The organism is Streptococcus mitis, from assembly GCF_003944325.1.
Taxonomy (GTDB): Bacteria; Bacillota; Bacilli; order Lactobacillales; family Streptococcaceae; genus Streptococcus; species Streptococcus mitis_CW.
Map to the genome: position 1 here is coordinate 1 of NZ_RJPX01000065.1, position 3,788 is coordinate 3,788.

Consider the following 3,788-nt stretch of genomic DNA (forward strand, 5'->3'; position numbering starts at 1 on the left):
TATTAGAAGAGAAAGGGTTAGGACTGAGGGAACAGTTCTAACGCCAAAACTAAAAAATTTCAATTACACGCTAGCACAGGAAGTGATTTTTTGCGCTTTTTTACTGTTTTTTCAAATAAAAAAGATGACTTACTAAACCTGTAAGCCACCTAATCAGTCGGTTTATTCTGGTGTCTGCCACCGCTTGGCCCTTACGTCCAAGATTGCTATCGGATTTTGTTCTGGTGTCCGCCACCGCTTGGCCCTTATATCCAAGATTACTATCAGATTGACCATAAGCCGACCACTCATCTACACCATTATTCTAACGAATATGAGCTACAAACGCAAGAGAAAAACTTATTTTGGATTTATACACTATAGAAAACATACACTATCTTTAGATTGAACTTTTGTTCAAAATAAGCTATAATGAATTTAAGTAGAAACAGGAGATAGAACAAATGGCTACAATCAGTTTAACACGTGATATAAAACTAACAAACGAAGATGCTCTAAAAATTCTTAATCATAAACCATCTAAAAAGCTACAAGCAGTCTTGAAATCTATTGAATCACAAGACGCTACCGCTCCAACGAAAAATAAACTCATTTCAAAGTATCTGTAAGATGACAATTCAAGTAACACCACTTAAGCAATATCTTGAAAATATTCAAGTGCTAGCTCCTGATAAAACTGAGAAACAAGTTCAGAATCTATTTAAAACTATCATTTTAGAAAATGTTGATTTCAACGGTAATGAAGAGATGTTGACTTATCTATCTGATAAAGCCCCCAATTTTGAAAAACAACATCGTTCTCGTAATTTTATCGTTGAAGAATCTGAAACAAATAACATCATAGGATTCTTTAGTTTATCTCTCAAAGTTGTTGATATTTCTGATTTAGAGAAATCCTTAAAAAAGAAACTCGTCCTAAAAGGGAAAAGTCCCAAAAATATTGATTATCTCCCTGTGTTACTTATCGGTCAATTCGGCAAAAACACAAAGCTAAATAAATTATCAGGACAAGAGTTATTTGAAATTGTAATTCAAAAAATTGAAGAATTTCGAGCAATTGTAGGAACTCAGATGGTATTTTTAGATAGTATCAATCATCCTAAAGTCATTCAATTTTATGAACAGTTCGGATTTGTTGCTTACAGTCAATTGATTAAAGACGATCATCAAGTAACTTATCAGCCTATGGCATTAAATATGTCACTCTATAAAAAATAAGAATCATGTCACCTAAACTGATGACATGATTCTTTTATTTCGTCGTATAGGCAAAACTGATGGCACTATCTGCTTGAGAGATTTTTCTAAAGGTATAGTTAGGGTTGCCACCATAGTTAGTTTCAGACACAAGGAAAGAACCATCATCATATACTTTCTCGACAAAAGCCACATGACCGTAGATGGCTGGTGTGCCATGTGTACCTCCCACAAAAGAAACAATAGCACCTGCTTTTGGTGTGGAACCCGTTTCTCCACCAAGACTTGAAGCTGTCGCAACCCAGTCCTGACCATTTCCCATGGTATTAATGATTGGAATCTTCTCTCCATTGCTTCCTTTTAATTTCAAGCCTAATTGATTCATACGAGCCGCAACACCCCATGTACATTGTCCATAGGCATAGGCCATACCATCTCCACCACCAGGAACAGAATGATCATACAAGTCCCCGCGAACCCCTTCAAGGGATTGCGGATCACTCTTTGCCTGTCCTCCATTTGTTTGGCTGAAGCCTTTTTCAATTTGGTAATACCATTCCGTTGCTCTAGTTTGTCTTTCCAGTAGTTTGTCACCAGAATTTCCCTCCCAATAGGTGAGGAAGAGTTGGGCGAGATTGGCTGCACTGCCCGTATTTTTAAAGAAATCCTTTAACCAACTTTGATAGTAAGGACTATCCCCTTGAAGCATAAAATCAAGTTGGAGGTCTAAATCATACCATTTCTTATTTTTAGCGTGTGCATAATTTAATAAAGCTGTATGCCGTGTTGAACCATCTGCAGTATCCGTCCATTGCCCTAAACCTAGACCTCTATGAAGAATATTAGGATACGCACCTCCATAAATGGATGGACCTCCAATTGCTAACCAGCTTTCATCATCCCATGAGGAATCGGTAGCGCCAACTGGAGGAGATAAATAATCTCCCTCAACTCGTTTAGGATTGATAGAAGACTCTACCGACCAATTTCCTAAAATTGCCGCAATGGCTTGGGGACTTGCCCCTTGAGATTTCAAAAACTCATAAATATGTTTTGCTCGTTCAAACTCATCTCCACCAAACTGACCAATTGCAGGTAAGATAGTGGTCTGAAGTTGAATGACTTTTGGAAAATAAAATTGCGGATTGACATACACCAATTTTTCTTTCTTGTTCTTATACTTTTGATAGGAAACTTTCAAACCTGTATCGTCTGGTGTCTCACCAATAGCATCCCCAGTTAAAACTCTCGTCCCCTCTATCGCACGGCCATTATGAATAGAATACAAGGTTAAACGACTCTCATTCTCTCCTTTTCCGTTAGTGAGAATAACATTGTCGCCATCTAGAGATACAACTCCATCCATTGGTGCGACAATCGTTTGGTGAGCCTTCGCTTCTAGTAGAATGTACTCCTGAAGGGTAGGTTTTCCGTTTAAATCATAGTATCCATAACGATAAGTCATGGTTAGACTATCTTCGTTACTTTGTCCCTCAAATGGATTGTCTAATTCCTGCATGGAAGCATACACACCCTCTTCTTTTAGTTCCTTCATCTCCTCTTGATCGTCTTTCGATAGTTTATACTTAGGAGTTTCATAAAGGTCTTGCATGGATTTCAAATCATCCCCATCGTTTAAATCATGCCACAAAGTAGATAGATAATCCTTGTAAGTTTCTGAACTAAATAAGTGAACTGGTTTGTGTAACTCATAGTCATGGAATTTAAAGTTCATATACCCCATCACATCATCAACTTTTGTGTAATAGGTAATGCCTTTGTCATTTGTACGAGTATGTTCTGCATCTTCCCAAGTTAGGTGGGTATAAGCTTTTGTTAATTCAAATTCATCTTGTTGAATTAAACTAGCAGATGAAAATCCTAAAAAGAAGCTCATCATAAGTAAGAGAAGAAAGACTAATCCTCCAACTATCCAGGTTACAGGATTCCCAGTCGCAAATGTAAATAAGGAAAAAGTCAATGTCATTAAGTTAAGAAATTCAAATACAATTCTGTATTTGGGTTTCTTTTTTATAGTAAAATGAACCAAAAATAGTACACAATGTGGTATAATCTTCTTATGGCATATTCAATAGATTTTCGTAAAAAAGTTCTCGCTTATTGTGAGCGAACAGGTAGTATAACAGAAGCATCACACATTTTCCAAATTTCACGTAATACCATTTATGGCTGGTTAAAGCTAAAAGAGAAAACAGGAGAGCTAAACCATCAAGTAAAAGGAACAAAACCAAGAAAGGTTGATAGAGATAGACTGAAAAACTATCTTACTGACAATCCAGACGCTTATTTGACTGAAATAGCTGCTGAATTTGGCTGTCATCCAACTACTATCCACTATGCTCTCAAAGCTATGGGCTACACTCGAAAAAAAAGAACCACACCTACTATGAACAAGACGCAGAAAAAGTAGCTTTATTTCTTAAAAGTTTTAATAGTTTAAAGCATCTAGCACCTGTTTATATTGATGAAACAGGATTCGATACTTATTTTTATCGAGAATATGGTCGCTCTTTAAAAGGTCAGTTAATAAGAGGTAAAGTATCTGGAAGAAGATATCAGAGGATTTCTTT

Annotated in this window: 2 protein-coding genes and 2 pseudogenes; 3 read left to right on the top strand and 1 reads right to left on the bottom strand. The window is 36.6% G+C overall.

Translation table 11 applies throughout. The annotated features are described in order from the left end of the window. Positions 1-443: 443 nt before the first annotated feature. A complete protein-coding gene (locus D8787_RS11555) occupies positions 444-608 on the top strand; it encodes a hypothetical protein (RefSeq protein ID WP_000201399.1) in 165 nt (54 codons plus the stop codon). Position 609: 1 nt separating this feature from the next. Continuing rightward, positions 610-1,218 carry a hypothetical protein gene (locus D8787_RS10895; protein WP_125423810.1) on the top strand — a complete coding sequence of 203 codons (609 nt, stop codon included), beginning with the start codon at positions 610-612 and terminating at the stop codon, positions 1,216-1,218. Positions 1,219-1,252: 34 nt separating this feature from the next. On the opposite strand, the pseudogene D8787_RS10900 reads toward D8787_RS10895, so the two are convergent. After that, a pseudogene (locus D8787_RS10900) lies at positions 1,253-3,172 on the bottom strand (phage tail tip lysozyme); the annotation flags it as partial. 105 nt (positions 3,173-3,277) lie between these two features. On the opposite strand from D8787_RS10900, the pseudogene D8787_RS10905 reads away from it, so the two are divergent. Further along, positions 3,278-3,788: pseudogene (locus tag D8787_RS10905) on the top strand (IS630 transposase-related protein); the annotation flags it as partial.